At 65.2% G+C, this 24,161-nt stretch carries 35 protein-coding genes; all 35 read left to right on the top strand.

The features are described from left to right. Positions 1 to 32: 32 nt before the first annotated feature. The 35 genes from KRZ98_RS06355 (at position 33) to KRZ98_RS06185 (ending at position 24,160) form a co-directional block, all read left to right on the top strand. Positions 33 to 974 (top strand): AAA family ATPase, encoded by a 942-nt coding sequence (locus KRZ98_RS06355; protein ID WP_217672821.1) that lies wholly within the window; start codon positions 33 to 35, stop codon positions 972 to 974. Positions 975 to 1,000: 26 nt separating this feature from the next. Next, positions 1,001 to 1,645, top strand: a complete 645-nt coding sequence (locus tag KRZ98_RS06350) for a DUF3164 family protein (RefSeq protein ID WP_217672820.1) — start codon at positions 1,001 to 1,003, stop codon at positions 1,643 to 1,645. Beyond that, on the top strand, positions 1,642 to 1,836 hold the full coding sequence (locus tag KRZ98_RS06345) for a hypothetical protein (RefSeq protein WP_217672819.1): 195 nt from the start codon (positions 1,642 to 1,644) through the stop codon (positions 1,834 to 1,836). Before KRZ98_RS06350 ends, KRZ98_RS06345 begins: the two co-directional genes overlap by 4 nt. Then, positions 1,833 to 2,012 carry a hypothetical protein gene (locus KRZ98_RS06340; protein WP_217672818.1) on the top strand — a complete coding sequence of 60 codons (180 nt, stop codon included), beginning with the start codon at positions 1,833 to 1,835 and terminating at the stop codon, positions 2,010 to 2,012. The genes KRZ98_RS06345 and KRZ98_RS06340 overlap by 4 nt, the downstream gene beginning before the upstream one ends. After that, entirely contained in the window at positions 2,009 to 2,377 is a 369-nt protein-coding gene (locus KRZ98_RS06335; RefSeq protein WP_217672817.1) for a helix-turn-helix domain-containing protein, read from the top strand. The genes KRZ98_RS06340 and KRZ98_RS06335 overlap by 4 nt, the downstream gene beginning before the upstream one ends. A gap of 2 nt (positions 2,378 to 2,379) precedes the next feature. Then, complete coding sequence (locus KRZ98_RS06330; protein WP_217672816.1) at positions 2,380 to 3,096, top strand: gp16 family protein; 717 nt, start codon at positions 2,380 to 2,382, stop codon at positions 3,094 to 3,096. Further along, positions 3,093 to 3,365 carry a hypothetical protein gene (locus tag KRZ98_RS06325; protein WP_217672815.1) on the top strand — a complete coding sequence of 91 codons (273 nt, stop codon included), beginning with the start codon at positions 3,093 to 3,095 and terminating at the stop codon, positions 3,363 to 3,365. Before KRZ98_RS06330 ends, KRZ98_RS06325 begins: the two co-directional genes overlap by 4 nt. Further along, positions 3,320 to 3,778, top strand: coding sequence for a hypothetical protein (locus KRZ98_RS06320; RefSeq protein ID WP_217672814.1), 459 nt, complete (start codon positions 3,320 to 3,322; stop codon positions 3,776 to 3,778). Before KRZ98_RS06325 ends, KRZ98_RS06320 begins: the two co-directional genes overlap by 46 nt. 102 nt (positions 3,779 to 3,880) lie before the next feature. Beyond that, positions 3,881 to 4,402, top strand: coding sequence for a glycoside hydrolase family protein (locus KRZ98_RS06315; protein ID WP_217672813.1), 522 nt, complete (start codon positions 3,881 to 3,883; stop codon positions 4,400 to 4,402). Further along, positions 4,399 to 5,031: a hypothetical protein gene (locus KRZ98_RS06310; RefSeq protein WP_217672812.1), complete on the top strand. Its 633-nt coding sequence runs from the start codon at positions 4,399 to 4,401 to the stop codon at positions 5,029 to 5,031. Before KRZ98_RS06315 ends, KRZ98_RS06310 begins: the two co-directional genes overlap by 4 nt. A gap of 42 nt (positions 5,032 to 5,073) precedes the next feature. Continuing rightward, positions 5,074 to 5,391, top strand: coding sequence for a DUF2730 family protein (locus tag KRZ98_RS06305; RefSeq protein ID WP_217672811.1), 318 nt, complete (start codon positions 5,074 to 5,076; stop codon positions 5,389 to 5,391). Next, positions 5,388 to 5,684 (top strand): hypothetical protein, encoded by a 297-nt coding sequence (locus KRZ98_RS06300; RefSeq protein ID WP_217672810.1) that lies wholly within the window; start codon positions 5,388 to 5,390, stop codon positions 5,682 to 5,684. Before KRZ98_RS06305 ends, KRZ98_RS06300 begins: the two co-directional genes overlap by 4 nt. A 1-nt stretch (position 5,685) precedes the next feature. Further along, on the top strand, positions 5,686 to 6,261 hold the full coding sequence (locus tag KRZ98_RS06295; RefSeq protein WP_217672809.1) for a phage protein Gp27 family protein: 576 nt from the start codon (positions 5,686 to 5,688) through the stop codon (positions 6,259 to 6,261). Then, the gene (locus tag KRZ98_RS06290) at positions 6,261 to 7,874 is read left to right on the top strand and encodes a terminase family protein (protein WP_217672808.1); all 1,614 of its coding nucleotides are present in this window, start codon (positions 6,261 to 6,263) and stop codon (positions 7,872 to 7,874) included. Before KRZ98_RS06295 ends, KRZ98_RS06290 begins: the two co-directional genes overlap by 1 nt. Next, positions 7,871 to 9,958, top strand: a complete 2,088-nt coding sequence (locus tag KRZ98_RS06285) for a phage portal protein (RefSeq protein ID WP_217672807.1) — start codon at positions 7,871 to 7,873, stop codon at positions 9,956 to 9,958. Before KRZ98_RS06290 ends, KRZ98_RS06285 begins: the two co-directional genes overlap by 4 nt. 4 nt (positions 9,959 to 9,962) lie before the next feature. After that, positions 9,963 to 10,676, top strand: coding sequence for a hypothetical protein (locus KRZ98_RS06280; protein WP_217672806.1), 714 nt, complete (start codon positions 9,963 to 9,965; stop codon positions 10,674 to 10,676). A gap of 291 nt (positions 10,677 to 10,967) precedes the next feature. Then, positions 10,968 to 12,296: a phage major capsid protein gene (locus KRZ98_RS06275; protein WP_217672805.1), complete on the top strand. Its 1,329-nt coding sequence runs from the start codon at positions 10,968 to 10,970 to the stop codon at positions 12,294 to 12,296. Positions 12,297 to 12,392: 96 nt separating this feature from the next. Further along, complete coding sequence (locus KRZ98_RS06270; RefSeq protein WP_217672804.1) at positions 12,393 to 12,938, top strand: hypothetical protein; 546 nt, start codon at positions 12,393 to 12,395, stop codon at positions 12,936 to 12,938. A gap of 11 nt (positions 12,939 to 12,949) precedes the next feature. Beyond that, complete coding sequence (locus tag KRZ98_RS06265) at positions 12,950 to 13,690, top strand: hypothetical protein (protein ID WP_217672803.1); 741 nt, start codon at positions 12,950 to 12,952, stop codon at positions 13,688 to 13,690. 3 nt (positions 13,691 to 13,693) lie between these two features. Next, a complete protein-coding gene (locus tag KRZ98_RS06260) occupies positions 13,694 to 14,260 on the top strand; it encodes a hypothetical protein (RefSeq protein WP_217672802.1) in 567 nt (188 codons plus the stop codon). Beyond that, on the top strand, positions 14,257 to 14,559 hold the full coding sequence (locus KRZ98_RS06255; RefSeq protein ID WP_217672801.1) for a DUF6527 family protein: 303 nt from the start codon (positions 14,257 to 14,259) through the stop codon (positions 14,557 to 14,559). Before KRZ98_RS06260 ends, KRZ98_RS06255 begins: the two co-directional genes overlap by 4 nt. Continuing rightward, a complete protein-coding gene (locus tag KRZ98_RS06250; protein WP_217672800.1) occupies positions 14,556 to 14,840 on the top strand; it encodes a hypothetical protein in 285 nt (94 codons plus the stop codon). Before KRZ98_RS06255 ends, KRZ98_RS06250 begins: the two co-directional genes overlap by 4 nt. Then, positions 14,837 to 15,022, top strand: a complete 186-nt coding sequence (locus KRZ98_RS06245) for a hypothetical protein (RefSeq protein WP_217672799.1) — start codon at positions 14,837 to 14,839, stop codon at positions 15,020 to 15,022. Before KRZ98_RS06250 ends, KRZ98_RS06245 begins: the two co-directional genes overlap by 4 nt. 2 nt (positions 15,023 to 15,024) lie before the next feature. Further along, a complete protein-coding gene (locus tag KRZ98_RS06240) occupies positions 15,025 to 15,492 on the top strand; it encodes a hypothetical protein (protein ID WP_217672798.1) in 468 nt (155 codons plus the stop codon). Next, a complete protein-coding gene (locus tag KRZ98_RS06235) occupies positions 15,489 to 15,836 on the top strand; it encodes a hypothetical protein (protein ID WP_217672797.1) in 348 nt (115 codons plus the stop codon). The genes KRZ98_RS06240 and KRZ98_RS06235 overlap by 4 nt, the downstream gene beginning before the upstream one ends. Beyond that, complete coding sequence (locus KRZ98_RS06230; protein ID WP_217672796.1) at positions 15,836 to 16,303, top strand: hypothetical protein; 468 nt, start codon at positions 15,836 to 15,838, stop codon at positions 16,301 to 16,303. Before KRZ98_RS06235 ends, KRZ98_RS06230 begins: the two co-directional genes overlap by 1 nt. Next, entirely contained in the window at positions 16,296 to 16,700 is a 405-nt protein-coding gene (locus KRZ98_RS06225; protein WP_217672795.1) for a hypothetical protein, read from the top strand. The genes KRZ98_RS06230 and KRZ98_RS06225 overlap by 8 nt, the downstream gene beginning before the upstream one ends. Before the next feature lie 54 nt (positions 16,701 to 16,754). Then, positions 16,755 to 17,351 carry a hypothetical protein gene (locus tag KRZ98_RS06220; RefSeq protein ID WP_217672794.1) on the top strand — a complete coding sequence of 199 codons (597 nt, stop codon included), beginning with the start codon at positions 16,755 to 16,757 and terminating at the stop codon, positions 17,349 to 17,351. Between the two features lie 14 nt (positions 17,352 to 17,365). Continuing rightward, positions 17,366 to 17,842, top strand: coding sequence for a hypothetical protein (locus KRZ98_RS06215; protein ID WP_217672793.1), 477 nt, complete (start codon positions 17,366 to 17,368; stop codon positions 17,840 to 17,842). 2 nt (positions 17,843 to 17,844) lie between these two features. Beyond that, positions 17,845 to 18,117: a hypothetical protein gene (locus tag KRZ98_RS06210; RefSeq protein ID WP_217672792.1), complete on the top strand. Its 273-nt coding sequence runs from the start codon at positions 17,845 to 17,847 to the stop codon at positions 18,115 to 18,117. Beyond that, positions 18,110 to 20,389, top strand: coding sequence for a phage tail tape measure C-terminal domain-containing protein (locus tag KRZ98_RS06205; RefSeq protein WP_217672791.1), 2,280 nt, complete (start codon positions 18,110 to 18,112; stop codon positions 20,387 to 20,389). The genes KRZ98_RS06210 and KRZ98_RS06205 overlap by 8 nt, the downstream gene beginning before the upstream one ends. Positions 20,390 to 20,399: 10 nt before the next feature. Beyond that, a complete protein-coding gene (locus KRZ98_RS06200) occupies positions 20,400 to 21,050 on the top strand; it encodes a hypothetical protein (protein WP_217672790.1) in 651 nt (216 codons plus the stop codon). Continuing rightward, on the top strand, positions 21,034 to 21,669 hold the full coding sequence (locus KRZ98_RS06195; protein ID WP_217672789.1) for a hypothetical protein: 636 nt from the start codon (positions 21,034 to 21,036) through the stop codon (positions 21,667 to 21,669). Before KRZ98_RS06200 ends, KRZ98_RS06195 begins: the two co-directional genes overlap by 17 nt. After that, positions 21,654 to 22,103, top strand: coding sequence for a hypothetical protein (locus KRZ98_RS06190; protein WP_217672788.1), 450 nt, complete (start codon positions 21,654 to 21,656; stop codon positions 22,101 to 22,103). Before KRZ98_RS06195 ends, KRZ98_RS06190 begins: the two co-directional genes overlap by 16 nt. After that, positions 22,088 to 24,160 (top strand): fibronectin type III domain-containing protein, encoded by a 2,073-nt coding sequence (locus KRZ98_RS06185; protein WP_217672787.1) that lies wholly within the window; start codon positions 22,088 to 22,090, stop codon positions 24,158 to 24,160. The genes KRZ98_RS06190 and KRZ98_RS06185 overlap by 16 nt, the downstream gene beginning before the upstream one ends. Position 24,161: the final 1 nt, after the last annotated feature.

The following is a 24,161-nucleotide window of genomic DNA, read 5'->3' as shown; positions in this document are numbered from 1 at the left end:
CCGTCCCACTGAAGAGACAGGAGACGCATAGCATGACTGACGACACCACACAGCCTATCGACATCGAGCAGGAACGGCGCTGGATCATCGACCATCGCACGGCACTGAATGTCGGCGTGCGCGAGATCGCGCGGTTGACCGGCATCCCCAATGGCACGCTGAGCCAGTTCATGTCCGAAAAGGGCTATGGCGGGCGCGAAGAGAATGTCGCCGAGAAGGTGGCCCGCTACCGCCAGTCGCTGGCCAATCATGCGTCGATCGAGATCGAGCCGCGGGCGATGCCGGAATGGTACGAAACTGGCAGCAGCGCCCGGTTGATGGAGCTGTTCCAGTTCGGCCGCATGGGCGAGATCGTGGTGGCGGCCATGGTGCCGGGCACGGGCAAGACACGGTCGGCCAAGCGCTTCGCCTGGAGCCACCCCAACGTTTTCCACGCAACCATGACATCGTCCACCGCCGGCGTGAACACCATGCAGATCGAGGTTCTCGAAGCGATGGGGGAGCGCGACATCAAGGGGACGCCGCAGGCGCTGTCGCGCCGAATCCGCAGGCGGGTCGAACAGTATCGCAACGCCCTGCTGATCATCGACGAAGCGCAGCATCTGTCATCCAAGGCCATCGACGAAATACGGTCCTGGAACGACCTGTCAGGCGTCGGGATCGCGTTGCTGGGCGATACCGATCTTGTCCAGAAGCTGGCGAAATTCCCCCAGCTGTTCAGCCGCATCAGCCTGAACATCAAACAGACCCAGGCGCTGGAAACCGACCTGGCCCCGCTCGCCGCCGCATGGGGAATCGAGAAGCCGGAAATCATCGCCTACCTGCGCGAGATCGCCATGCGTCCCGGCGCGCTGCGACGCGCCAGTAAGGCCCTGCGCCTCGCCTACATGATGGCCGACGCGGACGGGAGCCCGCTCGATCTGGCCCATCTGAGAGACGCTGCTGCCCAGGTGTCCGTGCAGGCCGCCGCCTAACCCCCCCGATAAAAGGAACCCAAGTCATGAATGCCATCACCAATTCCGAAGGCCGCCGCGAGATTGACGGCGTCACCTATATGATCGACGGCAAGGGCGGGCTGATCCCGGCCAAGGCGGTCAAGCCGCAGGACCTGTTGCAGGACGAACTGGTCCGCAAGATCATGGGCTTTGCCGAACCGATCAGCGCCCAGGTGGCGCGCTTTCGCCAGCATACGCTGGACGATGTCGATGCCTTCGTCGCCCTGATCGAGCAGGAATATGGTGCCAAGCGCGGCGGCAAAAAGGGCAACCTGTCCTTCGTCTCCTATGACGGCCTGCTCAAGGTCGATGTCGGCGTGGGCGAGAATATCTCGTTCGGGCCGGAATTGCAGATCGCCAAGGAACTGGTCGACGAATGCCTGCGCGACTGGAGCCAGGGTACGCGCGAAGAACTGAAAGCGGTGATCAACCGCGCCTTCGACGTGGACAGCCAAGGCAAGGTCAACCGCAACGACCTGTTCTACCTGCTGCGGCTGGATATTGAGGATGATCGCTGGCAGCAGGCGATGCGCGCGATCCGGGACAGCATCCGGGTTATCGGGTCGAAGCGTTATGTCCGCATCTATCGCCGCCCTGACGCGGAATCGGCCTGGGAAGCGGTCTCCGTCAACATGGCGACCGCGTCATGAGCGGCGTCCCTGAAATCGCCATTGGCACGACCTGCGACGACAGTGGCGATATCGTCGTGCGTCTCGCCTTCGCACTGGAGGGCGCGCAACAGTGCGTGGCCGACCTGATGCCCGAACAGGCCCGTCAGATGGCCGGGGTGCTGATTGAAGCGGCGGATCGGGCAGAAGCGGCGCGGGAGGCGGACCAGTGAAGCCCGCGCCGGGCAGCGTCATCAGCAGGGCGTGGCGCGCCCTGCTGACCGATCCGGTGACGGGCGTGCGCCTGTCACGGGCGCAAATGGTTCTGCTGTGCTGGGACCTGCTGCGGGCTGGCTTTCTGATCTATGTCCTCATTGTGCTGGGGCTGGCGTTGGGAGCGGGCCAGTGAGGGCGGCGATCGACAGCGCCGTGACCATGGCGGCTATGATCGGCGGTCATCTACCGGCGCGCCGCGACGGCCTGCACGCGATCATCGCCGAGGTCGCCTGGCATATGGGGCTCGACCGGTCCGCCATCACCGGTCCCTGCCGGAAGGCGGACCTAGTGCGCGCCCGTGCCGCCATCGTCTGGATCGCCCTGCGGCTGGGCTCAAGGTCGCTCAACCAGATCGGGCGAACGCTCGGCGGTCGGGACCATTCGACCGTTCGGTCTGCCTGGACAAAGGCCGAGGAAGAGCTGCGGCCTCGCGACCCGGCTTTCCGCCGCATGACGGATCGGCTGCTCGACCATTTCCGCGATCTTCAGGAGGACTGACCATGGCACAAGCTGCCCGTTCCATGACGGCCGACCCGCGCCGACCGCTGATCGCCAAGCTGCATATCGCCCCCAAGCAGCTGGGGATCGAAAAGGAAGATTATCGGGAAATCCTGCGCCGGGTGACGGCGAAGGACGGCAGGCCCGGCAAGAGCAGCGCCGCCGACATGGACATCGGCGAGTTGCACCTGGCGCTGGCCGAATTCGAACGGCTGGGCTTTACGGCGACCGTTCGACCGGGGGCGCAGCGCAAGGCGAAACCCGCCCGTGCCGAGCATCCATCTGCCCGCAAGGCGCGCGCGCTTTGGATCTCGCTCTATCAGCTGGGCGTGGTGCGCAATCCATCAGAGACGGCGCTGGAGGCGTTCGCGGCGCGACAGCTCAAATGCGAACGCATGGCCTGGATGCGCCAGTCCGAATGCTATCGCCTGATCGAGGCGCTCAAGGCGATGGCGGAGCGCAATGGCTGGGCACAGCGCGGGCTGGATGGCGAGGCGCTATCGGTCGAGCAGTTGCAGGAAGGGCTGTGCGTGACGATCCTTGGCCGGCTGAAGGCGGCCGGCGTTGCGCAGCAGGACATGACCGTCGCCAGTGCCGCCTTCGCGTTCGGCGGGCTTCGACCGGGGCGCGATCCACTGTCATGGCCCCGCGCGGCGGCGGGCATGGGGAATTGGCTGCGCAAGGCTGGCCTTGCCCGGCCCGATGGTGCCTTGTCATGACGAAAGGCCCGCAAATATCCGATGTCGCGCTGATGCGGTTCATGGATGGCACGCATGGCATGTCGGCCGGCCAGACGCGCCAGGCGCTCTCTGCCACGCTGGCGCGGGCCTATAGCGCCGCCTGTTCGATCGGCGCGACCGATTTCCTGATCACCATCGACCGCTACAGCTTCGTCGTGCGCGGCGACACCGTCACCACCGTCATCATGGAGCCGCGCCTGGCGTGCCGCTTCATGGCGCTCGGCCGGAATCGGTCGCCGCAGCGGTGACCGTCCATGCGCCCCTTCCTCTGCCCGGCGTCCTCGCCGCGATTGCAGATGTCGCGGGCGAGGACGCGGCGCTGGCCATCGCGCAGGCGCGCGGCGGCACCCAAATCTATCTGCCGCCCGCACCCGGTGCCGATCACTGGCTGAGCCAGCTGGTCGGCCATGATGCAGCGCTGGCGATCGGCCGGAAATTCGCCGATGGCCATGCCGGTGTCCGGGTCGATCTGCCCCTGGGGCCGACCGGCCATGTCTATGAGCAGATGATGCTCAAGCGGGCCGAGATGGACGCGATGATCGCGTCCGGGCGCTCCGAACGTGACATAGCGCTGGCGACTGGTTACACGATCCGCACCGTTCGTCGTCGCATCGCCAAGATCGGACGACCAGTGGACGATCGGCAATTGCCCCTGTTCTGACCGATCACCGGACACGCGTCCGGGGCGAGAGCTGAGGCAGCCTCCCGCACAAGTCGGGCATGGGCAAAGGGCATCATCTCATTCATCCGGCGGGGTTCCGCCATGGCTGACGCAGGCAAGGCGATCCTGGGCGGATCGGTCAGCGTTGCGGCCATTGCCGTCGCTATGGGGCTGACGACCAAGTGGGAGGGGACCAAGACGGAACCCTACCGCACCGTCCTCAACGGTCATCTCGACAAATGGACGGTCTGCACGGGCGAAACGCGCGTGCCGATGCGCAAATATACGCTCAGCGAATGCCGCGCTTTCCTGGAAAAGGCGATCCGGTCGGATTTTGGCCGGGGCGTCCTCCAGTGCGCGCCTGCGATCCAGAACAGCCCCTATCAGCTCGGCGTTTCGATCGACCATGCCTATCAGTTCGGCGTGAAGGCTTTTTGCGGATCGACCATGCAAAAGCAGTTCCAGGCCGGCGACTGGTACATGGCCTGCCGGGCTTTCGAGGCATGGAACAAGGCAGGCGGCCAGGTGGTGCAAGGCATCGTCAATCGCAATGTCGATCGGATGCGGGTGTGCTTCACCAACCTGACGCCCGACAAGACGCGGGCCGATCGGATCGCCCTGTGAAGCGCGGGATAGTATCGCTGCTCGCAAACGCGACTGGCCTGATCTTCGGCCCGATCGTGGATTTTCTGCTCGACGGGCTGATGTGGCTGATCGCCAAGCCGGTCCGGCTGGTCATCGCCGGGCTGCTGCTCGTGCTGGCGGTCCAGCATGTCCTCTATCTTCGCGCCTCCGACCGGGCCGAGGATCGCCGCGTCCAGGCCGCCGCCTGGCACGGCAAGTTCGTCGCGCAAAAGGCGGAGATGCAAAAATTCATCGGCCTGGTCGCCGCCGCGCGTGTCGAGGCGGCGCGGCTCGATCGCGCGAACATCCAGCGGGTGCAACGCGAGTGGTCAGGTGTTCTTCAGGAGGTTTCCCATGACTATAGCCAGGACCTGGCTGCTTTGCGCGCTGCTATTGCTGACCGCCTGCACAGGGGAACGGGACAAGGTGCAACCGGCAGTGCCGGTCGTGGCGCAGACGCGCAGCTGCCCGGCCTTCCCACCCTGTCCACCGGACCTGTGCGGCCCGGTGACGCGGCCATCGTGGATGGAACCGACATCGACGCCAGCACCGTGAACACGCTGAGACTGGAGCATCTGATCAAGGCCTGGAACCGGGCCGCCTCGATCGATGTCAACGGCCAGCGCTGAAGGACTTGGCGCATGTTTTCAGGTGATGAAACGGGAGACGTTGTGAATAGCGGGGCGAATTTACCAGCCATCCTGGCCTTGCTGGTCAGTGCGGCGAACATGCTTTGGACTTGGTATGAGAGGAGCCGCAGCGCCGAGGGCGAGCGGGTCAAGAAGGTCGAGGATCGGCTGGACCTGGTCGAGGATCGGACGCTGCGGATCGAGGGGCAGATCGTCCATCTGCCCACGAAAGACGATGTCAACGCAGTGAAGCTTCAGCTCGTCGAGCTGCTCGGCATTACCAACCGCCAGCAAAGCGAGCTGGCCGGCATGGTCCGCACCGTCGATCGCATCGACCGTTATCTGCGAGAGAAGGCATGAATTACGACGCCAAGGTCAACGAGGATGGCCGGCTGATCATCCTGAAGGAACTTGTCCTTCAGGTGGACGGTCGCATGAACGAAGTCAGCCTGATGCGGGTGCTGGACGCCTTCGCGATCCGCCGGTCACGCGAGTGGGTGCGCACGCAGCTGCTCAAGATGGCCGAGCTGGGCGCGATCGACGTCAGCGAGGCCGGCACGGTGATGATCGCGCACGTGACGAAGCTGGGGCGCAACCATGTCGCCGAGCGCGAGGTGATCGTAGGCATCACGCGCCCCGGCGACGATAACTGAGATGAGCAGCGATGGCGTCGATCGCCGCGAGGGGCGTGGCCGGCTGTCGTCGATCGACATGCTGCCCGACGATGCCGAGCAGGATATCCGCTGGGCGCTGGAACAGCTGCGCGAACGGACGATGCCGCAGATCGCGATCCTGGACGAGTTCAATGCGCGCCTGGCCGATCGCGGCATCGGCGGCGTCAGCAAGTCTGCCTTCAACCGTTGGTCGTTGCGCAAGGCCTTCCAGTTCCGCCGCCTGGACGAAGTCCGCAAGATCACGTCGGATATGATCGACAAGCTGGGATCGGACGGATCGGACCAGGTGACGGTGGCCATCGCGGAAATGATCAAGGTGTCGGCCTATGAGCTGCTGGAGGACGGCGTATCCAGCAAAGGCCTGGCCGAGATCGGTCGCGCGGTGAAGCTGGCGGTGGACGCGCAGCGCGGCTCGATCGAGCATCGCGAAAAGCTGGAAGCGCGTGACCGGGCCAAGATGGCCGAGGCTGCCAAGGAAGTTGAAGCGGTTGGCCGCAAGGCGGGCGTTTCGGAAGAGACGCTGGCCGAGATCAACCGCCGCCTCGGCGTGGTGTGATGGGCAACGCCAAGATCATCCCCGCCAATCCGGAAGCGATTTTCTTGCCCTACCAGGGGCGTTGGATCGCCGACCAGTCGCGCCTGAAGCTGGCACGGAAGGGCCGGCAGCTCGGCTTCAGCTGGGCGACGGCATACTCGTCCGTGTCGCGCACCAGCCTGGCCAGCGCGCGCTTCGATCAATGGGTCAGTTCGCGCGACGATATTCAGGCGCGCCTGTTCCTGGAAGATTGCAAACTGTTCGCCGGTATCCAGGACTTGGCCGCGCGCGATCTGGGCGAAATCGTTATCGACGAAGCCAAAAAGCATACCGCCTATGCGCTGAATTTCGCCAACGGCAAGCGTATCAATAGCATGTCGTCGAATCCCGACGCCCAGGCGGGCAAGCGCGGCGGGCGCGTGCTCGACGAATTCGCGCTCCACCCCGACCCCAAAAAGCTTTGGGCCATCGCCTATCCCGGCATCACCTGGGGTGGGCAGCTGGAGGTCATCTCGACCTATCGCGGCACCAAGAACTTCTTCAACACACTGATCGTCGAGATATTGGAGAAGGGGAACCCGAAGAAGATCAGCCTGCACACCGTCACGCTCCAGAACGCCCTGGATGACGGCTTTCTCTACAAGTTGCAGCAGTCCCTGCCGACCGACGATCCGATTCAGGCGATGGATGAAGCGGCCTATTACGACTTCGTGAAGGGCGGGTGCGCGGATGAGGAAAGCTTCCTCCAGGAATATATGTGCATCCCCGCCGACGACGATGCGGCTTTCCTGGAATATGACCTGATCCTTGGCAGCGAATATCCCGAAGGGCTCGACTGGAAACAGCAGGAGGGCGGCACGCTCTATGCCGGGATCGATATCGGCCGGAAGAAGGACCTGACCGTCCTGTGGGTGCTCGAGCAGCTCGGCGACGTTCTCTACACGCGCCATGTCGAGGCGCTTCAGAATATGAGCAAGCCGGACCAGGAGAAAATCCTGTGGCCTTGGATCGAGCGGTGCGCGCGGACCTGCATCGACTATACCGGGCTAGGTATCGGCTGGGGCGACGATGCCCAGCGCCGGTTCGGCAAATATAAGGTCGAATGCGTAACCTTCACGCCCAAGGTCAAGGAGGCGCTGGCCTACCCCGTGCGCGGGAAGATGGAAGATAAGCGGCTGCGTATTCCCCAGGACCCCAAAATCCGGGCCGATCTGCGCGCAGTGACGAAAGAGACGACGGCGGCAGGCAATATCCGCTTCACGGCCGAGCGCACGCCTGACGGCCACTCGGATCGCTTCTGGTCGCTCGGCCTTGCCATTCATGCTGCCGGTGACGGCAACAGCCCAGCGTGGCGTCCGCTGATCGAGCCGAAGGCAACTACTTCCGAGCGCCCGTCCGACGTTGAATTAAATGCTATCGCCTATGTCATGCGCGCGATCATCGAGCACGGCGCTGTGACGATGGAGCAGTTCGACGCACATCACGGGGTGATCGGCCGATACCTTCGCGAGCGCATGATGCCGCAACTGATCGTGCCCGATCCGAAGACAGGGCTGCAAGTGACCGCCGCCGGCCTGCGCGCACTTAGCAGCTCCTACGAAGACTATCTCGACGCGAACTGGATTCCCCAATGAATTGGTTGACCAAAGCCGCCAAGGCAGTCTCTTCCATGCTGCATCCGGGCGCACCGCCCTTCCTGTCGCAGTTCCTCAAGCGCACGCGATTCGATTATCGCAAGGAAGTGGGCGACGGGCTGGACAGCTCGGTCGTTACTGCGCCGGTGATGTGGATCGGCCGCGCGCTGCCCGAAGCGAACCTGATCGTGCGCCTGAAAAAGGCCAATGGCGATGTCGAGGACATGCCCGGCCATGCCATGCTGGCGCTGATCCAGAATCCCAACCCCTTCTATGGCGACATCGCGCTGTGGATGGCGACGCTGGTCAGCTTCCTCATATCCGGCAACGCCTACTGGATCATCGTGCGCAATGGCGCGGGTCGCCCGGCCGAGCTGTGGTATGTGCCGCACTGGATGATGGAGCCGCGCTGGGACCAGGATGGCGAGACGTTCATCAGCTATTATCGCTATAGTCCGGGCGGCGGGATGGAGCCGTCGCGGATTGAGCCGCAGGACGTCGTGCATTTCCGGCACGGCATCGACCCGCGCAATATCCGCATGGGGCTGTCTCCCCTGGACGGCGTGATCCGCGAGATTTTCATCGACCTGGAGAGCAGCAACTTCGTCGCCTCGCTCCTGCGCAACATGGGCGTTCCCGGCGTCGTCATCAGCCCGAAGGGCGGGGCCATGCCCGCGCCCGAGGATGTCGAGGCGACTAAGACGTGGTTCAAACAGGCATTTGGTGGCGACAATCGCGGCGGGCCGCTGGTGATGGGCGCGCCGACCGACGTCCAGGCCTATGGCTTCAATCCGCAGCAGCTCAACATGAGCGAGGGGCGCGACGTCGCCGAAGAGCGGGTCTGCGCGTGCCTGGGCATCCCCGCCGCCGTCGTGGGCTTTGGCGCTGGGCTTCAGGCGACGAAGGTCGGCGCGACCATGGAGGAGATGCGCAAGCTCGCCTGGAACAATGGCGTCCTGCCCTTCGCGCGCATGTTTGCCGACGAACTGCAACGATCGCTGCTGGGCGAGTTTGGCAATGCTGCCGGACAGAAGGTCGGCTGGGACATTAGCGAGGTGCTGGCGCTTCAGGAAGATGTGGACAAGAAGGTCGAGCGCTTCGGCAAGGCGCTCCGCAGCGCCGGGATCACCGTTTATGAATATCGCATGGGGATCGGCATGGACGCCGATGACAGCCATAAATTCTACCTGCGCCCGATCAACCTGATAGAAGTTCCCGCCGAGGGAATGCGCGCGCCCGTCGCGCCCCGCGCCCCGCGCGATCCCGTGGTAGCCGATCCGAAAGGGATGAAGGCGGAGCGCCGCGCCAGCCCGGACGCGATGAAGCGGGGCGAGGCGTTCGTGCTGATAACGCAGCGGAGTGGCGACGCCCTCGCCAAGGCGTTTGAGACGCCGCTCAGAGGCGTCTTTAGCGGCATGGGCGCAGCGGCGGTCGAGGCGGCGCTGCCGCTGCTGGAGGCGGACGTCAGCCTGCCCAAGGAACAGCGGGGCGAGAAGTCCGACGATCTGCTGGTCGCGATGATCCTGGAGAAGCTGGGCATCGACGCCTGGTCGGGCCGGATGCGCGCCGGCCATGAGGCCCAATATCTGGAAGTCGCCAAGTCGATCCAGGAAGCGGCCGAACATGCGGGCCTGGGCGCGTCGATGCCGGACCAGGTCGCGCGGGCGATCGTCGCGGCGGGCGGGCGCAGGGCCGGTCTGATCGACCTTCAGGGGCAGAGCCGCTCCGCCCTGTTCGAGGCACTGGCGGAAGGGCGCGCTGCCGGCGAAGGCGCACAGGCGCTCGCCAACCGGATCGGCGCGCATGTCGAGGGTGGTCCCTGGAACAGCGCAGAAGTCCGCGCCCGCGTGATCGCCCGGACCGAGACCAAATATGCGCAGAATATCTCGACGATCGAGCGCGGCCGCGCGGCGGGCGTCGGCAGTTTCATCATATTCGACGGCCGGCTTGGTCCGGGCCGATCGCTGCTGAGCCACATGGCCCGCAACGGGTCGATCGTCACCGCCGACGAAGCGCTTGCCATGGCGGCGGCCGAACATCCCAACGGGACGCTGAGCTTCGCGCCCAATTTCGAGGAGGACTGACGATATGACTGGTTTGGGGCTCACCAAGAGCGTGACGATCGAGAAGATGGACGAGGCCGGCACCGGTCGCGCCCGCATCGCCCAGCTGGCCGCGATCGACAGCGATGGCGACACCTATGCCCCCGGTGCTTTCACCTGGAAGGAAGGCGGTGGCCAGTGGGTGCAGATGATCCCGGCGCATGATCGGCGGTCGATGCCGTTCGGCAAGGCCTGGCTGCATGAAGAGAATGGCTGGGCGGTCGCAGACTTCACGCTGAACCTGGCCAGCCAGGCCGGCAAGGAATGGCACGCGGCCCTGTCCTTCGACCTGTCCAAGGGGCAGCCGGTGCAGCAATGGAGCTATGGCTTCGCGATCCTGGACGCGGGCTATGAACAGCGCGAGGGCAACCGCATCCGCGTTCTCAAGCGCCTCGACTGCGACGAAATCTCGCCCGTGCTGCGCGGCGCGGGTGTCGGCACCGGGACGCTCTCGATCAAGGCGCTGAAGGATGCGGCGTTCGCGCCGCTCATCACCCAGCTGGGCGAACTGGCCGAGGCGCTGACAGGCGACGCGTCCGCCCTGTCCGCGACGGGGCGCAAGCAGCTTGCCGATATCCATGTCGCGATCGGCAAGGCGCTGGTCTCCCCCGGCGCGATCGGCGCGGAAGAAAGGGCAGCGACAGAGGCCGCGTTGGCCGGCTGGCTGAAGGGTCTGGCGCGCGACCATATCAAGGGCTGATCGGGCTATCCCCATAAAGCCCCCAGGAGGCCCACCAGCGTGTTTCCGCACTCTGCGGGCCTTCCGGGGTGTCGCCTGCTGTCTTAGTGCGTCTCAAAACGCTTTGCGGGCAGGTTTGACACCGATCGGCGCAACCTGCGCGCCTCGTTCGGCGTTTGCGTTGCCATTGTCCCCCGTCCTGGGGTAACAACAGGCCGTTCCTTCCATCGCCACCCCTTCCCGCCACGGACATGCGTCCGGGGCGCAAGCTGCCTGCGCCTCCCGCCATATGGCTCCAACATCAACGGACCGGTGAGCGGGAGTAAGCATATGTCGGTAGCGGAACTGAGCCTGAAAGAGGCGCGCGAGAAGCTCGGCGCAAAGCAGGACGAACTGGGCAAGGTCTTTGCGGAGGCAAAGACGGAGGATGGCTATGATTTCCGGAAGGTGACCTGCCTGGGTGCCGACGTGAAGGGCTCCGTCGCCGTGGCCGAAAAGGTCAAGGCGATGAATGCGGAGCTGAACGAGCTGTCCGAACATGCCGAAAAGCTGGAAGGGGCCGAGCTGGCCGCCAAGGAACATGCCGACCGCGAGAAGTCGCGTCGCCGCTTTCCGCTGCCTGGTGCCGGCAAGGGTGGCCAGCAAGGCGGCCACGTCATCAAGTCGCTGGGTGAACTGGTATGCGAGGAAAAGCGCTACCAGGATTTTGCGTCGCGCGGCGAGAAGGGCGGCATCACCTTCAACTTCGAAGAGCTTTGGCCTTCGGACATGCTTGCCAAGGGTGCGGCGTTCGACACGATCGGTTCCAAGACGCTGATGTCGCGCGGGGCTGGCTTCGCGCCGGAAAGCATCCGCGCGCCCGGCTTTCTCGACGCAGCGACGCGGCCGATCCAGCTGCTCGACATCATCCCGATGTTCCAGACCGATCAGGCCGCCTATAAATATATGGAGGAAACGACCCGCACCCACGGGGCGGCCGAGACGGCCGAGGGCGGCACCTTCGCGGAATCGACCTTCGCCTTCACCGAACGGTCCAACAATGTCGAGAAGATCACCGACAGCGTGCCGGTCACCGACGAACAGCTTGAAGACGTGCCGAGCATGTCGGGCTATCTTAACGGTCGCCTTACCTTTGGCATCCGCCAGCGCTTGGACGGCCAGTGCCTGGTCGGCAACGGCAGTACGCCGAACCTACGCGGCCTCAAGAACACGGCGGGTATCCAGACCCAGGCGAAGGGTGCCGACCCGGTGCCGGACGCCTATTTCAAGGGCATGACCAAGGTCCGCCTGGTTGGCCGCGCGGTGCCGACCCATCATCTGATGCATCCGACCGACTGGCAGGGCATCCGCCTGATGCGCACGGCGGACGGCGTCTACATCTGGGGCAGCCCAAGCGAGGCCGGTCCCGAGCGGCTCTGGGGCCTGCCCGTCGTCCAGCAGGATGCGGTGGCGGCCGGATGGGGCATGGTCGGCTCGTTCCAGCCCGCCTGGATCAGCCTGTTCGAGAAGAAGGGCGTGGACATCCAGATTGGCTATGTCGGCACCCAGTTTGCCGAGGGCAAGCGGACCGTGCGCGGCGACATGCGCGCCGTGCTGGTCACCTTCCGTCCCGCCGCCTTCTGCGAGGTCACCGGCCTCTAACAAGGGGACTGGTCGTCAGGAGCGCCCGAGCCGGGGGGCAGTCGGTGCGAATATGCACTGGCCGGGCGCTCCTTCTTGCCTCCCCAGGAGATAGTCATGAAAATTCCGGGTTCCTTTTCGCGCGTCGTATCGCTGCTGCTCGGTTCGGCCGCGCTGGGCGTCAACAGCGCCGTCCTCGCCGACACGGCCATGGCCAGCGGCGCAACCACCATCGTCACGACGGGCTTCACCGCGCCCGACGTCGCGCGCTGCCTGACGGTCAAGGGCAATGACGCCAATGTCGCGGGCAATGTCGTGATCGTCGGCACCAACATCGGCGGCGAGGTCATCACCGAGACGATCGTGCTGGCCGGGGTGTCCGTCGTGTCGGGCAACAAGGCGTTCAGGACGGTGACCCAGGTGACGCTGCCCGCCTATGCCGTGGCCAATACCGAGCGCGTGCGGATCGGCACCGGGGCAAAGCTCGGCCTGCCGCTCAAGCTCAGCCGCAACAGCGTGATCTTCGCCTTCCTCGCCAATGTGCGCGAGGGCACGGCCCCGACCGTCGCGGTTTCCGCCAGCGCGCTGGAGAGCAACACGGTCACGCTCAATTCGGCGCTCAATGGCACGGCCGTGATTGTCGATCTCTACGAAACCCTCTGAGGAGACGCGTGATGAAGGCCACCGCACGACTATATCTGACCGCCTGCGCGACCGCCCTGGTCGCGGCCGGCGATCCACGCGCCGCGCGGCTCTATGCCTCGCCCGGTGACGACATCCCCGATAGCGCGGCCGAGAAGTTCGGCCTGGTCGATGGCGATATCGCGGAAGGCAAGCTGCTCACCGAGACCTATCTCAATGCGATCCTGCGCGTGGCCCTGGGCCAGGGCACCGGGCTGACCGAACTGGAGGTCGCAGGCCTTTCTTTCGGTGCCGATTGGCGACCCTTTGCCAAGGGCGAGATGGACATCGCGCAGCTGCTCGCGATCGTCCAGCATCCCAGCCTGACGGTCGAAGCGCTCCAGTTCGTGGATGACGAAGCGCATCACTGGGCACCGATCCCTGGCTTCGACATGTTCCTGCCTTTGCTGGAACGCCAGGTCGCCGCCGCGCAAACGCTTGGCCTCGCCATGCCGGGCATCGGCGAGGAAATTCCAGCCGAGATCGCGTCGTTCATCTGGGCACCACCCATCGTCGCAGACGAGCCGGGGCTGCCGGTCGATCCGACGCCGCCGATCGACGACGTGCCGCCCCCGCCGCCGCCTGTCACCTCTGAGCCCCAGGAGCTGTCCGTGAAGGAAGCCGACGCACCCGCCGAGACCAAGGAAAAGGCTCCGGCCGAGGACAAGGAAAAGAAGGGCGGCAGCGACAAGTCATCTGGCAGAAGCACCTCCAAGGCCCAGGCGAAGGCCTGATCCATGGCGCTGCTCGACCGGGTCAAAATTCGCACAGGTTCCGACCTGGACGATAGCGAGCTTCAGGCGATGATCGACGGGATCGTCGCCGATATGGACGCGCGCTTTGGCCCGGCGGGCGCGGCGACGGTCGAGCTGGGCGATCTTACCGATCCGGCATCGCGAGGCTTGCGCACATTGCGCCTGGCGCGGCCGATGGACGTCGGCGCGGCAGTGACGATCGTCGAAGTCGATCCGGGCAATAGCGGCGACGCCGGCAACGAGATCATCCTTGCATCGGGCGATTATGCCGTGCGGCACGGCGGGCGGACGCTCCAACGCCTGACCGGTGGCCCCAACGGCCGTTCCTATTGGGCACCGCTGGTGCGCGTCACCTACACGCCGATCGGCGAGCAGGACGCGCGCGACGAAGCGATCATCAAGCTGATCCAGCTCGACCTGTCCTATCGCGGCGCGCTCAAGAGCGAACGCGCGGGCGACTATCAGTTCACGCTGTCCGGCGATCCGGTCGCCGACCGCGAGGCGATCTTCACGGCGCTGGCCAGCCGGCGCGGGATGGTGATGGCATGAAGCTCCCCGCCATCGTCGTTGACGACATCGACACGGAAGCCGGTCGGGCTGCGGGCGCGATTGAGCTGCGCCTGGCGCTGTTGACCGATGGCGTCGCCGGCATTGCGTTTCGCTGCCCATGCGGGTGCGGCAGTGAAGGCTATTTGCCGATCCAGCTCAACGGCATGGATCGGCGCGGCCCTGAATGGGAATGGGACGGCAATCCCGAAACACCGACTTTGTCCCCGTCCGTATTCAACACCGGAATGCCCTGCAAGTGGCACGGATGGCTTCTCGCCGGTGAATGGGTGTCGGCATGAAACTCAAGGCGCAGATCATTCCTGCCTGGGGCGTCGAGATCATCGGCACTTTTGTCCTGCTGGTCTCCTTGCCGGTCCTTATCGTCCTGGCCGCTATTTTGGGCGCGGTCTGGGTGAAGCGTCGCGCCATCGGCCCCGGTCGGCGTTGGAGCCGCTGGTTCGCCTGGTATCCCGTCCGGGTCGAATTCAACGACCATCGCTGGCTGGAGAGGGTCGAGCGCCGCAGCATCGGGATATTGGCCGACACACGGTATCGCGCGCTCGATCGAGGGGCATCATGAACGAACTTCTTGAGAAGACAGGCGCGGCGATGGTCGCGGTCAAGGCCATGCTGGACGCTATGGCTGCGCAACCCGGCATCGACAAAAGGTCGCTGGCAGTCGCGCGGACACAGTTTGAAACCGGCTTTCTGTGGGCCGCCAGTGCGGTCGGTGGGCCGGGCATCCTGGACGATGCGCAATGATCATGACCTTGGCCGATATCATGACGGTCTATGCCGGGTCGGACGGCGACGCGACCAAGGCGCTTTATCAGCAGTTGCAATTGGCTGGCCCGCGCGGGCTGGTCGCTATAGATCTATTCCGTGCCTGCAAGGCCAGCGAACGGGCCAAGGTCTATCGCGGCGGCCAGCGCGGACGCGGTTCGTTTCGGCGCATGGCCTATGAGAAAAAATCCTGGGCGATCGATAATCTCGCGGCGAACCTGACCGACCGGGCCGATGATCTGGGCATCGTCTGGGGCTGGGGTATCGATCCCGCGCAGGAATTCCACCGCGACGTTCTCTATATCGACCTCCCGACCGGCCAGGTCAGCTTTCACACGCATCCACGCGGCAAGGGGCCCGATTATCCGGGCGCATGGGATGGCGCACGCGGCGCGGCACCAACGCGCATCTGTCGCTACTGCGTCCAGGCGCTGGGCCCCTCGGCATGATCAGCAGTCGCCTCACCATGCGCGCGCAGATCGAGCGCAACCAGGCCACCGGCAAGGATGCCTGGAACGCCCCCGTCGCGGCGGTGATGACGCCGATCGGTACGCCCATCGCCTGTTTCGCCTGGTCGGATCAGTCGCGCGAGCTGGTCGATGGTCAGAAGACCGCCCTGGTCGAGGATATGCGCGCGATGTTCGCGATCGGTGCCGATATCTCCGAGGGCGACGAGATCGCGGACATCACCGATCGCGCCGGGACCGTGCTGCACGCCGGCCGCTGGCGCATCGAGGGGCGTGTGCAGTTCAAGCACAATCACGTCGAAGCCGCGCTGAAGGCGATCAGCTGATGGCGGAAAGCTCCCTTATCTGGAACGGCCCGGCTGTGACCGATCGTATGCGCGCGGCGCAGATTGCGGGGGTCAACCGCACGATGGCGCAGGCGGTCGCCCATGCGAAGGCCAACCACACATGGCAGAACCGCACCGGCGTGCTGGAAGGCGGCATCGACATCGTCGATTATGCCGTGCCGATCTCGGGCGGCGTCAAGGGCGTCTGGGGCGTTCATGACGTGCGCTATGCGCTGATCCACGAACTGGGCGGCGTCATTGTGCCCAGGACGGCGAAAGCGCTGGCGATCCCGCAGCCGGGCGGCGGCGTGAAGTTTGTGGGCAAGGTGACGATCCGCGCGCAGCCCTATTTGCGCCCCGCCGCCGACGCCACCTATCCGCGCCTGGCCGACAATATCCGCAAGGCCTATGATAAATCGGCACCGGCTGCCGGGAGCGCGAGCGGGATTGGGGGCAGCGATGGCTGATCCGATCGGCGCGCTGGTCCTGATCCTGCGAGCGGACATCAACCTGACGCGCGTCTTCGGCGGCGAGCTGCCAGCCGAAGAGACGGCATCGATGCCGGCAAGCGCGATCGTCATCCGGCCATCGGGCGGCATCTCCCTGACCGGCAACAGCAATGTCGAGCATGACACGCTGCGCGTCGATCTGTTCGGTTACGGCCCTACGCCCCGCGATGCGATGGCCCTGGTCGAGCGTGCGGGATTGGCCCTGCGCCGCGTGCAACGGCGCGTCGCGGCCGGCACGCTCGTCCACTGGGTCAACAGCGCGGGCGGCTATTCATCGGGCCGGGAGCCGGACACCGACTGGCCGCGCGTCTGGCAATCCTTCCAGCTCTTCTACGCCCTCGAAACCGTCGCATGAGACGCGCCCCACACCCCGTTTTCACCCATCTGAGCCTGACGAAAGGATATTTCCATGCAGCCCTTTGAGATTATCGGAGCGCCCCTGACGCTCTGGCTGGCGCCGGTCGCCACCGCCTTCCCGCTGATCAGCGCCGACCCGTCGGGCAGCTGGATCAAGGTCGGCACCAATGGCGACAAGAATCAGTCGGGCGAAGGTGTGACGGTGACCCACGGCTACACCTTCCAGGAAGTGAAGCCGGGCGGGACCACTGGCCCGGTCAAGGCGTTCCTGGACGAAGAAAATCTGAGCTTCGGCCTGACGCTGTGGGATTTGTCGCTGGAGCAATATCAGCTGGCCCTGGCCGGCACAGCGCCCAGCACGACGGCGGCGGGCGTGGGCACGGCGGGCTACAAGAAGATCGGCCTGAGCCATAGCAGCACGGTCAAGGAATATGCGCTGCTGGCGCGTGGCGTTTCACCCTATGGCGATGGCTGGTCGATGCAATATGAGGTGCCGCGCTGCTACCAGTCGGGCAGCCCCTCGCCGGTCTATCGCAAGGCGCAGCCATCGGGCCTGGCGCTGCGCTGGACGGCGCTGGAGGATATGGGCGCAAGCTCGGCGGAGGAGCGGTTCGGGCGTCTCATCGCCCAACATGCCGCCGCGCTTTGACGGGGTGCGAGGGAATGACCGAGCCTTTGCTCAATCTCGATACGCTGATCGTGCGGCCAGTGGTCGTGATCGATGGCGCGCGCTACGAGATTTTGAACGCCGACGAACTGTCCGTGCTGGACAGCCACCGCATGGGCGTGTGGGGTCGCCGCATCGATGCCCTGTCCGCCAGCGACGATGCCGACGACGCCGCCGAACTGGCCAAGCTCTACGACCAGCTGGCGCGCGCCGTGCTGGTCGGCGTACCCGATAATGTCTTCGCCAAGCTGAGCGGCGCGCAGCAGATCGCGGTGGCCGATGTTTTTTCCGGGCTCCTGATGCGCAACAAGCTGGGCGTGGCAGGAGCGATGGCGACAGCGATGGGGACGGGCCAGGGACTAGCGGACCTGTTGACTGGGGTGCGCGAATTGCCCGGCTCCAGCGCTTCTACGGCGGGTCGCCCCAATGGTGGCTGGCGGAAGCGCCTGGCGCGCTGGTTCGGGCTTATCTGACGATGCTCCCGCGCCTTGAGGCCGAGGAACAGCTGGCGCGTGTCGAGGCGACAGGCCTGGGCACGGGCAGCTATGACGCGGAAAGCCAGCGCCAGAAGCTGGGCCGACTGGACGAGGCGCGGCTCGGCGAGACGGGCCAAGCGGCCGTGCGTCAGCCCGCCGCCAAGGCGAGCGCCGAGCAGCTCGCGGTGATGGGCATCGGGATGCGGATCATGGCGACGCCGGAAGGCGCGGTAGCGGACGGCAGCGGGCCGGAAGGAATGCCGCATGGCTGAGCAGCTGGGCGATGCCGTCCTGGTCCTGCGCACCGACGATCGCGGGCTGAATGCCGGGGTCGACCAGGCCGAGGCAAAGAGCAAGCAGCTTGGCCGGACGTTCGATGCGACATCGGGCAGCGCGACCAAGCTGGGCCGGGCGATGACCGAGGCTGGCAGCGGTGCCAGCCGATTGGCGGTCGCGCAGGGGACGTTGACCAGTGCGTCGGGCGCTCAGCGCGCGGGCTTGCAGCAGCTGGGTATGCAGGTCAACGACATGGCGACCATGTATGCGCTGGGTGCCCGGCCCATGCAGATATTCGCGTCGCAGATCGGGCAAGTGACCCAGGCCGTGCAGCTGATGAGTGGTGGGTCGAGCCGTCTCGCTACGTTTCTGGGCGGGCCTTGGGGTATTGCGCTCAGCACCGCGGCGATCGTGCTGACGCCGCTGATCGGCAATCTTCTGTCGGCCGACAAAGCGATGAAGGATGTCAAATTTTCGTCGAACGCGGTCGCTGACGCTCAGACCATCCTGGGCGACGTGTTCGATTTCACGACCGGCAAGATCAAGACGCAAAGCTCGGCGTTGCTTGGCCTGGCGCAGGCCCAATTGTTGGTGGCGAGGATACAGGCGCAAGGGCGACAGGCCGAAGCGCGCGGGCAGATCGAAGCCATGCAGCAACCTGACAAGCGGCTGACTGGGGGCATGGGCGGCGGATTTTGGTTCAAGGATGTGCAGCCCGGCGCTGCGAAAACGATCGCCTCTGATGTTCTCGCGGGAAGACTAGATCCGCAAGAGGCAACCAGGCGTCTTGACAATCTCCAGCGCGCGGGCGCGCTCACCCCGGAAGCGGCGGCCCAGGCCGCTGCGGCAATAGCGAATTACAACCTCGAAACTCAAAATCTAAAATCATATCAGACCATGGAGGACAGCCTGAGAAACGGCGTCCTCGATCCTACACTACGCACGCCGGGCAGGGACAAGAAAGCGAAGGGGCCAAAGGGCAAGACGGCCGAGGAGATCGCAGCCGAACAGGCGGCGGAGATCGAGCGGCTGGGGCTGGAGGAACTGCGCGCGAAGCTGGCGCTGGCGACCACGGCCGAGGACAGGCGCGACATCGCGATCGAGCTGCTGGAGGCCGAGCGCGACCAGCGCGTGCGCGAGATCGAGACCAACAAGGATTTGTCGGACGCGCAGAAGGCGGCGCGCATGGCCTTTATCGACCGGCTCTATGGCAAGTCGGCCCAGACGGGGCCTGACGGGTCAATGACGGTCGGCGGCACGCGTCCGCTGCTGGCGGGCAAGGCATGGACCGAATTCGAGGCCGAGCAGGCGAAACTGGCGAATGACGTGCTGGGGCGGCAGGCTGAGACGCTGCTGTCGCTGGCCGAGATCGAGCCGAATACAAGGGCGCGCGCCAGGCTGGAAAAGCAGGCGCTCGATATCCAGCAGCAAATCCAGCGCAACCTGCTGGAACAGCAGATCGCGTCGGGCAATGTGGCCGATGCGGAACAGGCGCGCGCCCTGCTGGCGCAGCAGCAGGCGGCGGCACAGGCCCGGCAGTCGGAGCGGAGCCAGTCGCCGGGGCAGCGCTATGCGGCCGACCTTCGCCGTGAAGCCGCCAATATCAACGACGCTATCGACAATATCAAGGTCGATGGGCTCGAACGGCTGAACGATGAACTGACCAAGACAGTGATGGGCACGCAATCGCTGGGTGCTACCTTCAAGAATGTCGCCAACCAGATCATCGCCGACCTGATCCGCATTGCCATCCGGCAGGCGATCGTCGCGCCGCTGGCGCAGATGCTGTTCCCCGGCGGTGGCGGGTCGGGCGGTGGTGGCGGGCTGTTCGGGTCGCTGCTGGGCGGTGTGCTGGGCGGCGGCGGCGGTGGCGATATCGTCATGGGCGGTGCCGGGCTCAAATTACCCGGCCTCATCACAGGCTTTGGCGGCGGGACATTCGATCTGGACGGCACTCAGGTGACAGACAGATTCGCAGGCATGTTCGCGGGTGGCGGCCTGATCCCGACCGGGACTTTCGGCATTGTCGGCGAGCGCGGGCCCGAGCCAGTGATCTCCACCGCGCAGGGCGCGATGGTGCGGCCGAATGCATCGCTGTCCCAGATGAGCGGCGGCGATCGGCCGGGTAAGATGGAAATCAGCGTAAGCGGCGCGCGGGGCAACCGGGAGATTATGGACATGGTGCGCCAGGGCGTGGCGCAGGCCCTGTCCGCCTATGACGGCGTCGTCGCCAACCGGGTCAAAAATCATTTGAGCAGGCGAGGATGAGGGCGCGCCCATGACCACCTTCAACTGGCCCACGAGCCTGATCCCGCAAAATATCACGGTGCGGCCGCCGCGCAAGACGGTCGGCCTGACTACCAGCCTGTCGCAGTTCACCCAGGCCGTGCCAGCGATCCGGCCGCCCTTCGGCCTGACGCTGGAATTCGATACGCTGGTCGGGCCCGACGTCCTGGCCTGGCGCGCGATCGTCGCCAGCCTGGAGGGGCGTGCCAACACCGTGCGCATTCCCCTTTTCGATCTTTGGTATCGCGCCAAGCAGATCGGCGGCGATCCTGAGGATTATTTTGCGGAAGGCATTGATTACGGCACGGGCGACCTGGCCGACGTGCTGGTCACCGGCGTGCAGGGCCAGCGCAACATCAGCGTGGATTTTGGCACCTATGGCGAGGCGATCAAGGCGGGCCTCTATTTCGGCGTGGGCGACCATCCCTATATCGCGACGGCCGTCAGCTGGGCGGGCACGGTCGCGACGATCCGTTGCTCGCCGACCTTGCGGGACGATTATGACGATCAGCCCCTGCGGCTGAAGCCGGACATGATCTGCCGCCTGACAAGCGACGATGGCGGCGAATTGCCGCTGACCAATCTGCGCTACGGCGCGCCGGTGCTTGATCTTGAGGAGGCGTTTGATGAGCCTCTTTCCTGAGACGATCGCCATGGCGCTGGCGGGCGGCAAGGTCCAGTGCGCGTTCCTGGTGCTGTTCGATTTCACGAGCGAGCCGATGCGGCTGTGGCGGGGCAACGGCCTGCTGAAGACCAACGATGGTGCGCGCTGGCAGGGGATCGGCAATCTGGGGTCGATGAGCGGCATCGAGCAGGCCGTGAACGGCGAAGCACCCGAGATGAGCTTCACCCTGATGTGCGTCGATCAGGAAGCCGAGGAAGGCGAAGAGCCGATAACCGGGGCCAGCATCATGCGCCTGGCACGCGACGAATTCGAGAGCGAGGTGAAGGGTCGCCTGGTCTATGTCCTGATCCAGTTCTTTGGCATCGACGATCCCGACGATCCTGACAATCAGCGCCCGCTGGACAATCCCTATCCGGTCGGTTGCGGCCGCTGCCTGACGCCGACCTTCACGATGACGGACGAGGGCGAACGATCGGTCACGATCTCCGCCGAAAGCCTGTTTTCGCTGCGGTCGCGGCCCAACTGGGCGATGTATACCGATGCGGACCAGCAGCGGCGCTACCCAGGCGCTGGCGACAAGGGCTTCGAGTTCGTCGCCAGCATGGTGAACAAGGTGGTGACATGGCCGGACTTCTGAGCCCCGGCCCTTCACGGCTGGAGACCGAGCTGCTGGCGACGATCCGGCAATGGGCATCGAGCCCGTGCGATCCGTTCCCCTGCGCGCGCGACACACTGGTCTATGCCTGTCGCGTCAGTCGCGTGGCGGTGCCCCGTCTGCCCGCGCATGGCGGACGGCGTGACATCTCGCGCGTGCTGAAGGCCAATGGGGGGCTGGTCGCCTATGCCGGCACGATGATGGCCCAGCTGGGATGGGAGACGGTCGGAACGCCCGCACGCGGTGATGTCGGCGTGGTGGATATCCCCGCCATGGGGCTGACCTGCGCGATCTGCCTGGAGGGACCGGGAGACATTGCCGACCCCGCGCTCTGGATGGCCAGGGGCGACCGTCAGTTGCTGGTCATCACCGCGCCGCACCGACAGGCTTGGAGCATGTCATGCCCCAGGCCCTAGCGCTCGCCATCGTCACTGCGGTTGGTGCGACCGGCGTCGCCGCCACCTTGATCACGGTCGCGGTCAACATCGCGCTCGCACTGGGCCTGTCGTTGCTGACCAACCTGCTGTTCGGGCCGAAACGACCCAAGCCGACCGATGGACAGCAGATCATCCGCCAGGCGGTGGGATCGCGCAAACGCCACTATGGCATCGTTCATAGCGCGGGGCAGCTTTCTTTCCTGGAAAGCTCGGGCGGCAGGCTTGGCATGACGCTGACTTTGGGCACAGGCGAGGAGGCCGAAATACTGCAGCATCGGATCAACGACAAGGCCGTGACCGTGTCGGGCGGGACGGTGACCCAGTCGAGTTTTCGCGGTGCTGTCCACATCTACACGAGGCAGGGGACCGACGATCAGACGGCGGTCAGCCAGCTGACGGCGCGGTTTCCGCAATGGACTTCGGCGCACCGCCAGCGCGGCTGCGCCCTCGCGGTCATCATCTGCGATCCGGTCAAGCAGAAATATTTCAGCGAGGTCTATAGCGGGCAGATGCCGGCCTATAGCCAGGTGCGCAAGGCAGTGAAGCTCTACGATCCGCGCAAGGACAGCACAGCGGGCGGATCGGGTGCGCACCGGTTGAACAACAAGGCGACCTGGGAATGGAGCGACAATGGTCCGCTGGTGATCGCCGATTATGTCGCGCACCCGGACGGCTATGGCCTGGGCTATGACAATATCAACTGGGCGAACATCGCGGCCGAGGCCGATATCGCTGACCAGGCGGTAACGACGGTCACCGATGAGACGATCGCCCGGTGGCGGCTATGGGCCAGCTACAGCCTGGCCGACGACGAACGCCGCCAGATTCTCACCGACATGATGAAGGCGGTTGACGGCTTCTGCTGGCAGGGGCCGGACTTCAAGTTCAACCTCATGGTCGGGCGTTTCGAAGAGCCCGACATCACCATCACCGATGACCATATCAAGGCGATGACCGCGACGCTCGGTCCGCAGGCGCAGCAGCGGGTGAGCGCGCTCAAGATGCTCTATACCGAAGCCGCCATCGGCTATCGCGAGCAGGAAAGCGCGACCATCGACGATCCCGATTCGCCGGCTGATCCGAACACCAGCCCGCAGGCCGTGCAGCTCTATTATGCGCCGCACCACAACCAGGCCGTGCGGGTCGGCAAGATCAATATCGCGCGGCTGGGCAATCGCTGGCATATCGAGGCGACGCTGAACCTGTTCGGGCTGAACCTGCTCGGCCGACGCTTTTGCCGGCTCGATCTGGCGCAGCTGGGCGTCGATGCCATCTTCGCGATCGAGGGCGGCGTGAAGCTGACGATCGGGCCGGAGGAGACCAGCGTCAGCGTCAGCCTGATCGAAGTACGCGCGTCGGACTGGGACTTTGACGCGGCGACCGAGGAAGGGGTGCCGCCGATCGCGCCGGACGCCGGCACCGAAACGCCGATCGTCATCCCGGAGCCGACCGGACTGACCCTGTCAGCGGTGCCGATCGCGCTGGGCGAAAGCAATGGCGTCGCGATCGAGGCGAGCTGGGATGCAGGCGACCGCGACGACCTGGTCTATCAGGTGCAGTATCGTCCCTCATCGGGCGGCACATGGGTGATGATGACGGTCGATGACGATGCACTGACCGCGCGCAGCGGCGTGGTCGATAGCGGCACTGAATATGAGGTCCAGGTGCGTGCGCTCACCATCGGTTATCGTGCGAGCTTGTGGAGCGACAGCGAGACGATCACGCCGTCTGCCGCCGCGATGGCGCTGTCCGCGCCGGTGTTCGTCGAGCTTATCCCTGGCACTGGCGAGGCATTGATCAGGCTCCGCCTGCCGACCGCGCCGACGCTGTCCTTTGCGCGTCTCTATCACGGCGACAGCGAAGATTTCGGCGATGCGACCCAGGTGGGCGACGACATCGTCGGCGGGCTCGGCCAGGTGATGGACATAGAGCATACCGGACTGCTGTCCGGGGCGCACTATTACTGGGCTCGCGCGTACGAAACGGGCGGCGGATGGTCCGCCCTGGCCGGTCCTGAAGCGGTCACGATCGACTGAG

Origin of the sequence: Sphingobium sp. AS12, from assembly GCF_019097845.1 — a bacterium.
GTDB lineage: Bacteria > Pseudomonadota > Alphaproteobacteria > Sphingomonadales > Sphingomonadaceae > Sphingobium.
The sequence above is the reverse complement of the archived record's forward strand: the minus strand, read 5'-3'. Positions and strand labels throughout refer to the sequence as shown.

Excerpts from the sequence above, each read along its gene's own strand:
- KRZ98_RS06215 (WP_217672793.1), top strand. The coding sequence starts at position 17,366 with ATGACCGAGCCTTTGCTCAATCTCGATACGCTGATCGTGCGGCCAGTG.
- KRZ98_RS06250 (WP_217672800.1), top strand. The coding sequence starts at position 14,556 with ATGAAACTCAAGGCGCAGATCATTCCTGCCTGGGGCGTCGAGATCATC.
- KRZ98_RS06200 (WP_217672790.1), top strand. The coding sequence starts at position 20,400 with ATGACCACCTTCAACTGGCCCACGAGCCTGATCCCGCAAAATATCACG.
- KRZ98_RS06190 (WP_217672788.1), top strand. The coding sequence starts at position 21,654 with ATGGCCGGACTTCTGAGCCCCGGCCCTTCACGGCTGGAGACCGAGCTG.
- KRZ98_RS06290 (WP_217672808.1), top strand. The coding sequence starts at position 6,261 with ATGGGCAACGCCAAGATCATCCCCGCCAATCCGGAAGCGATTTTCTTG.
- KRZ98_RS06235 (WP_217672797.1), top strand. The coding sequence starts at position 15,489 with ATGATCAGCAGTCGCCTCACCATGCGCGCGCAGATCGAGCGCAACCAG.
- KRZ98_RS06210 (WP_217672792.1), top strand. The coding sequence starts at position 17,845 with ATGCTCCCGCGCCTTGAGGCCGAGGAACAGCTGGCGCGTGTCGAGGCG.
- KRZ98_RS06230 (WP_217672796.1), top strand. The coding sequence starts at position 15,836 with ATGGCGGAAAGCTCCCTTATCTGGAACGGCCCGGCTGTGACCGATCGT.
- KRZ98_RS06345 (WP_217672819.1), top strand. The coding sequence starts at position 1,642 with ATGAGCGGCGTCCCTGAAATCGCCATTGGCACGACCTGCGACGACAGT.
- KRZ98_RS06285 (WP_217672807.1), top strand. The coding sequence starts at position 7,871 with ATGAATTGGTTGACCAAAGCCGCCAAGGCAGTCTCTTCCATGCTGCAT.
- KRZ98_RS06325 (WP_217672815.1), top strand. The coding sequence starts at position 3,093 with ATGACGAAAGGCCCGCAAATATCCGATGTCGCGCTGATGCGGTTCATG.
- KRZ98_RS06260 (WP_217672802.1), top strand. The coding sequence starts at position 13,694 with ATGGCGCTGCTCGACCGGGTCAAAATTCGCACAGGTTCCGACCTGGAC.
- KRZ98_RS06205 (WP_217672791.1), top strand. The coding sequence starts at position 18,110 with ATGGCTGAGCAGCTGGGCGATGCCGTCCTGGTCCTGCGCACCGACGAT.
- KRZ98_RS06295 (WP_217672809.1), top strand. The coding sequence starts at position 5,686 with ATGAGCAGCGATGGCGTCGATCGCCGCGAGGGGCGTGGCCGGCTGTCG.
- KRZ98_RS06280 (WP_217672806.1), top strand. The coding sequence starts at position 9,963 with ATGACTGGTTTGGGGCTCACCAAGAGCGTGACGATCGAGAAGATGGAC.
- KRZ98_RS06300 (WP_217672810.1), top strand. The coding sequence starts at position 5,388 with ATGAATTACGACGCCAAGGTCAACGAGGATGGCCGGCTGATCATCCTG.
- KRZ98_RS06240 (WP_217672798.1), top strand. The coding sequence starts at position 15,025 with ATGACCTTGGCCGATATCATGACGGTCTATGCCGGGTCGGACGGCGAC.
- KRZ98_RS06245 (WP_217672799.1), top strand. The coding sequence starts at position 14,837 with ATGAACGAACTTCTTGAGAAGACAGGCGCGGCGATGGTCGCGGTCAAG.
- KRZ98_RS06255 (WP_217672801.1), top strand. The coding sequence starts at position 14,257 with ATGAAGCTCCCCGCCATCGTCGTTGACGACATCGACACGGAAGCCGGT.
- KRZ98_RS06185 (WP_217672787.1), top strand. The coding sequence starts at position 22,088 with ATGCCCCAGGCCCTAGCGCTCGCCATCGTCACTGCGGTTGGTGCGACC.
- KRZ98_RS06270 (WP_217672804.1), top strand. The coding sequence starts at position 12,393 with ATGAAAATTCCGGGTTCCTTTTCGCGCGTCGTATCGCTGCTGCTCGGT.
- KRZ98_RS06315 (WP_217672813.1), top strand. The coding sequence starts at position 3,881 with ATGGCTGACGCAGGCAAGGCGATCCTGGGCGGATCGGTCAGCGTTGCG.
- KRZ98_RS06225 (WP_217672795.1), top strand. The coding sequence starts at position 16,296 with ATGGCTGATCCGATCGGCGCGCTGGTCCTGATCCTGCGAGCGGACATC.
- KRZ98_RS06350 (WP_217672820.1), top strand. The coding sequence starts at position 1,001 with ATGAATGCCATCACCAATTCCGAAGGCCGCCGCGAGATTGACGGCGTC.
- KRZ98_RS06265 (WP_217672803.1), top strand. The coding sequence starts at position 12,950 with ATGAAGGCCACCGCACGACTATATCTGACCGCCTGCGCGACCGCCCTG.
- KRZ98_RS06330 (WP_217672816.1), top strand. The coding sequence starts at position 2,380 with ATGGCACAAGCTGCCCGTTCCATGACGGCCGACCCGCGCCGACCGCTG.
- KRZ98_RS06195 (WP_217672789.1), top strand. The coding sequence starts at position 21,034 with ATGAGCCTCTTTCCTGAGACGATCGCCATGGCGCTGGCGGGCGGCAAG.
- KRZ98_RS06355 (WP_217672821.1), top strand. The coding sequence starts at position 33 with ATGACTGACGACACCACACAGCCTATCGACATCGAGCAGGAACGGCGC.
- KRZ98_RS06220 (WP_217672794.1), top strand. The coding sequence starts at position 16,755 with ATGCAGCCCTTTGAGATTATCGGAGCGCCCCTGACGCTCTGGCTGGCG.